This is a genomic window from Belliella filtrata, from assembly GCF_022549775.1.
GTDB lineage: Bacteria > Bacteroidota > Bacteroidia > Cytophagales > Cyclobacteriaceae > Belliella > Belliella filtrata.
Map to the genome: position 1 here is coordinate 1 of NZ_JAKZGP010000114.1, position 5298 is coordinate 5298.

5 protein-coding genes are annotated in these 5298 nt (G+C 37.9%); 1 reads left to right on the forward strand and 4 read right to left on the reverse strand.

Annotated elements, in window-relative coordinates:
* Positions 1–137 precede the first annotated feature (137 nt).
* Complete coding sequence (locus MM239_RS20475) at positions 138–743, reverse strand: DUF2179 domain-containing protein (RefSeq protein ID WP_241350192.1); 606 nt, start codon at positions 741–743, stop codon at positions 138–140.
* A gap of 302 nt (positions 744–1045) precedes the next feature.
* Here MM239_RS20475 and MM239_RS20480 point away from each other — a divergent pair, with 302 nt between their 5' ends.
* Entirely contained in the window at positions 1046–2257 is a 1212-nt protein-coding gene (locus MM239_RS20480) for a serine hydrolase (protein WP_241350193.1), read from the forward strand.
* Between the two features lie 223 nt (positions 2258–2480).
* Here the strand turns inward: MM239_RS20480 and MM239_RS20485 are convergent, their stop codons facing one another.
* From MM239_RS20485 to MM239_RS20495, 3 genes are all read right to left on the reverse strand, one after another.
* Positions 2481–3221, reverse strand: a complete 741-nt coding sequence (locus MM239_RS20485; protein WP_241350194.1) for a 1-(5-phosphoribosyl)-5-[(5-phosphoribosylamino)methylideneamino]imidazole-4-carboxamide isomerase — start codon at positions 3219–3221, stop codon at positions 2481–2483.
* A 212-nt stretch (positions 3222–3433) separates the two neighbouring features.
* Positions 3434–4474, reverse strand: coding sequence for a YCF48-related protein (locus MM239_RS20490; protein WP_241350195.1), 1041 nt, complete (start codon positions 4472–4474; stop codon positions 3434–3436).
* Positions 4475–4478: 4 nt separating this feature from the next.
* Positions 4479–5132: a Tll0287-like domain-containing protein gene (locus MM239_RS20495; RefSeq protein WP_241350196.1), complete on the reverse strand. Its 654-nt coding sequence runs from the start codon at positions 5130–5132 to the stop codon at positions 4479–4481.
* Between the last annotated feature and the right edge of the window lie 166 nt (positions 5133–5298).

The following is a 5298-nucleotide window of genomic DNA, read 5'->3' on the forward strand; positions in this document are numbered from 1 at the left end:
ATGCATGTAACTCAGGTTCAGTTATATAGGATTTTTTACGTTCCTTTTGAATAGCCCGAAGATTAATTCTTAAGCATAGTTGTAACAACCTAACAATCAACTTGAAAATTTATGCTCGGAATTGCTGGGAAAATCGGTTACTTTCTGATTTTACTCCATAGTTTTGTAGTAAACTTTGGTCTGTCCTCCATTACATTCAAGACGTCATCTTCACTCACTCGTTTCACACTTTCAATGGTGTAAAAAGCATTCTGATTCAATTTTTTGACCTTACTTACAAATTCTGGTAGTGCATCTCTTTTCATTACAGTAAAAAGTAAATTGACTTTCCCATACCTTCCTTCTGCACCTACATTGGTGAATCTGAAGTTTTGATCTTTCATATAATCTATCAACTCTGGCATCGGAGCAGGAGTAATTACCCGCACCAACACACGACCCAATGCCAATTTTTCTTCAATTGTCATACCCACATAGGTACCCATGGCAAATCCACCTGCGTAGGCAAAATAAGACATGGGATTATTGATATTCTGGAAAATCTGTCCTATCGCCAACAGCCAAATGAGGGCTTCAAAGAAGCCTAGAACGGGTGCAACTTTTTTCTTACCATTGAGCATAAACATGATTCGGAGGGTATTGATAGTCACATCTGATACCCGTGCGAAAAATATCAAAAGTGGCATGATCAGGTAATTGAATACTTCACTGGATATTCCGAAAGTCTCCAAATATTCTTGCATAATATATAGGTGATTATTTTTGTATCGTCAGTACAAAGGTAGGTATTTTCCATTGCACCAAAAAAGTATTTGGACTTTACGGCAGGGAAATCGCCTTTAACAATCCTTAAGCATAAGAACCCTTCGAGAGTTAATATTTTCCTAAGTCCATAAGTCTAATTTGATTGAATGATATTCACTCAATCTTGAACCCTCAAAGATTCCTAAAGACGATTTCTGTGGACTTTAGAGGGATGGAAAGAAGCGCTCAAATAGATAATTAAAATAGTTTGGTTAAATTACATCCTACAAATCCAACAAACATGAAAAGAATCCTACACACGTATATAGCCTTCTTAATACTATGTGCTTGCACCCAAAAAGAGGACATTCCTTTCAAAAATATTAGTGAGGATTTTCCCATATTGAAAAGTGTGATTGAGAACCCTGATAAATATCAAGTTCAAATACTTTATTCTCAAATCAATGAAGATGATGAAGGCAATCGATCAATTGAACATTTCTCCTTTAATCTCAACGATAATAAATATTTCTACCCCGCAAGTACGGTCAAGCTGCCAGTGGCTATTTTGGCTCTTGAATGGCTAAACGAACAAGCCAACCCTAAACTTACACCTGATTCTCCTATGCTTACGGACAGCATCAGGAGTTCTCAGTCTCCTGCACTTTATGATTCCAGTGCTGTAAATAGATATCCCAGCATAGGACATTACATAAAAAAAATACTTCTTGTAAGTGACAATGACGCTTACAACAGACTTTATGAGCTACTTGGCCAAGATTATATCAATTCGAAGTTTGCGGCAAAAGGCCTTACGAACACCATAATCAATCATAGGCTAAATATTCCAATGTCAACAGAGGAAAATAGGCATTTCAATCCCGTTACATTTTATGATGATGATTTCAACCCTATTCTGCATATCCCTGCCAGTCAAACAGACCGAATTTATCAAAACAAGGATAATCCGAAAATTGGTAAAGCTTATCTGGATAATGGACAAAGAATAGATAACGCTATGGACTTCACATTCAAAAATAGACTTTCATTATCAGACCTTCATGGTATTTTACAAAGAGTGATTTTCCCTGAAAATTACTCAAAAGATCAGCGATTTGACATTACAGAAAGTGATAGAATCTTTTTACTGAAATACATGTCCATGTATCCTAAGGATAGTAGTTATCCAACATATCCTGAATCTAGTTACCCTGATAGCTATTCTAAATTTTACAAGTTCGGTACCAGTACATCGCCTATTCCCAGTCAATTCAAAATCTACAATAAAACAGGCCAAGCATACGGCCACTTACTTGATGCTTCCTACTTTGTAGATGAAAAATCAGGCATTGAATTCCTGGTGTCCGCTATTATATATGTAAATGAAAACCAAACCCTCAATGATAATCAATATGAATATGATCAGGTTGGCTTTCCCTTTTTTGCAGAGCTAGGAGAATACCTTTATCAATTTGAGCTAAAGCGAAAGCTGCAATTAGGAACCAGAGATTAAGGACAAAAGGTGAGAGCCAAAATGCATGAGATTTAGATATTAGAAGTAAGAAGCAAGGAAAAAGACAAAGTATCAAGCAATTTCAGGAATTGACAAAAGACAAACTGTCTTTAATCTCGATTCAAGTATCTGTTTTCTATTTAGTGATTGTAAATTGAGTTTACTTGGTACTTGGTACTTTCTTTGTTCCTAGCTTCTAATTTCTCACCTCTAGCACCTCCCTCTAGTTCCCATGTTTAGCCATAAACTGGTCTAAGTCTTGAAGCGTAATCTTCCCTTCATAATAAGCCCTACCAAACACAACAGCTGTGACACCAATGTCTTTCAATTGCTCAAAATCAGCAATACTTCTGACACCTCCGTTTGCTGCTAAGCGAAGCGTAGGAAATTTTTCAACTATTTCCTTGTAAAGGTCAAAATTTGGTCCTTCAAGAACACCATCACGAGTGACATCAGTACACTTCAGGTGTTTTAACCCACGACCATAAAAATCTTCAATATGATCAAAAAGGTCAACTTCTGTTTTCTTGGTCCAGCCTCTTGTTTTGATTTTATGATCAGCTGGATTGGTATCTGCTGCTAAGAATATTTTTTCTCTTCCATAAGACATGATCCACTGAGCAAATCGCTCTGGGTAGGTTACAGATACAGAAGCTGCTGTTACTGCCGCTGCTCCATGTTCAAAAGACTTATTCACATCTCCATCTGTAGATATTCCACCAGTAAAATCAACTTTCAAGCTGGTATAGCCTGCTATTGCCTCTAAGATATGGTAGTTCTTAGGTTCTCCTCTCCTTGCACCATCCAAATCTACTAAATGCAGCCACCTGATTCCATGATCTTCAAATGCCTGCGCTATTTCAAGTGGATTATTGGAGATTACTTCTTCCGTCGAAAAATCTCCTCTTTTCAGTCGGACACACTTTCCGTTGATTAGGTATATAGAAGGTATGATATCGAACATGGTATTTAGGTTTATAAGTTTTTTAATAATAAATCATTGATTTTCAATCATCAACCTACCACGAAGCAGAATCCTTTCGACCCCAATTTGTAATAGGTTTTAAAAAGCTTTGGGTGTATGGCTTATTGATTGAATCTCTAAATATAACAGAACAACTCGTTATTTAGCAAAGTTGTTGAGATTTGTTTGAAATGATATTTCGCCAATTATTTTCAATAAGCTAATCTGGCAATACGCCCCTCTGATCCAGAGGCCCAAACCGTCCCTTGGGCTTTGTCCATTACAACTGCATGAAAACCTTCGTCAGAAAACCTAACCCAATTAGCTCCTCCATCTTTAGAATAATCAGATCCATTGGGACCAACAGCTATTGCCCAATGATACCTGGGGAAATAAGCAACTCCAGATCTATGCCCCGAAGGTAAGCTACCTGATGGAACTGACCATGCTTCACTCAAGAGATTGGTCGTAATGACATTCCTTTCTGCTAGATCAGGCTGCAAATAATCTCCTCCTACTCCTATTACATTTTGATCATTCATCCTAGAAAGAGAAAAAATTCCTTGCGAGGGTTCACCTTGTATTATCGGAGTCTTTTTCTCCTTCCACTTTCTGCCACCGTTCTCCGAATAGTAAACTTTGCTCAAAGTCCCTCCACTACTAAATAGTAAATAATCCTTAGTTGCTATTATCGTAGACCCACTTGCTGCAAATGATCCCTCCCCATCCTCTGCTCTTGGACTTGTTTCTAGCCAAGTCCAATTTTCTCCCCCATCTATGGTTTCTAACACCATCCATTTCCCATCTATCGGATCACCTATGATATATCCTTTCTGATCAGAATAGAAAGATACCCCATCTAGAAAAGCTGCTTCAGGCCCTTCATACTTCAACTGCCAGGTATTGCCTCCATCTACAGTCTTATAAACAACCGCTGGCTGACCAGCGGACACTGCAATGGCAGTCGTAGCACTTATTGCTTCAACATCTCTAAAGTCTACCGAATCCAAACCTGCTATGACTCCAGAAGTCCAGGAGCTCCCGCCATCAGAAGTAAGTAACCAAGTGCCATTTGACCCAGTAGCCCAAACGATCTCTGAGGTCAATGCAGACAATCCTCTCAAAGAGGCTGAACTCGGAACTTCCAAAAGCTCCCAGCCAGTCGGTAGATCAATTGAAGGTTCTTTTACTTCTCTATTACAGGCTAAGAAAAGTACAAATATGAATGCCAAAAAAACAATTCTCTTGATCATTTCTTTATAATTTTTTGATTACCTCAGCTCTAGGGATTCTGATACTCCACATACCACGAAGATCTCCTATTTTATGGTCTTTCGCTTTATCCTCAGGATAATATTCATCAAGAATCTTAAGTGTGGAACTTGAGATTTCTTCGCCTTGCACCCCGTGACAGCTCAGGCACAAACCATTCGGAATCTGAATCGCTTTGGTAAACAAGAGTACTTCCCCGTTTTCTAACTTTTGAACATTAGACTCATTTTTGATCCCTTGCTCTGTATTATAAGCATAGGCATCCAAAATATCTACTTCATAGGCTTTTGGTTGATCTTCTGGATTCCTATAATCATTACTGGCCCTCCTGATTTGAACATTGTATTGATCTGACAGCTTCGAAAGTAAAGGCAAAGCCTCTATGTTACAAAAACTCACGGCCCCTTCTACTCCCTTTTCTTCAATTGCCTTCTGTAGTGTACTGATTAGCTCAGTCTGCGCAGCATTACTGATCTGCTCACCCCATTTCATTGCAGCATCAAGGATCTGTGATTCATTTAGCTTTTTGACTTTCATACTCTTATTGACATCTTCAAAAACCTCTTTACTGATTCTCTCATTTGAATTGCATGCCGTAAGGAGTATAACAAAAAACACTAAGCAACTTAATTTTATCATAATTAGGATGATTTTATTTTTTTTAAAAATAGGATGAAAGTAACTACTCAGGTTGTAAATTAGCTATATGATTTAGATTTTCTAAGATATTTCCCGAACGTTTGATCAGGGTATCCACGACGGATCTTATAACACAGAAGTTTTCAGCTCCATTGTTGGATTTGAA

Excerpts from the sequence above, each read along its gene's own strand:
- MM239_RS20495 (WP_241350196.1), bottom strand. The coding sequence starts at position 5,132 with ATGATAAAATTAAGTTGCTTAGTGTTTTTTGTTATACTCCTTACGGCA.
- MM239_RS20490 (WP_241350195.1), bottom strand. The coding sequence starts at position 4,474 with ATGATCAAGAGAATTGTTTTTTTGGCATTCATATTTGTACTTTTCTTA.
- MM239_RS20480 (WP_241350193.1), top strand. The coding sequence starts at position 1,046 with ATGAAAAGAATCCTACACACGTATATAGCCTTCTTAATACTATGTGCT.
- MM239_RS20485 (WP_241350194.1), bottom strand. The coding sequence starts at position 3,221 with ATGTTCGATATCATACCTTCTATATACCTAATCAACGGAAAGTGTGTC.
- MM239_RS20475 (WP_241350192.1), bottom strand. The coding sequence starts at position 743 with ATGCAAGAATATTTGGAGACTTTCGGAATATCCAGTGAAGTATTCAAT.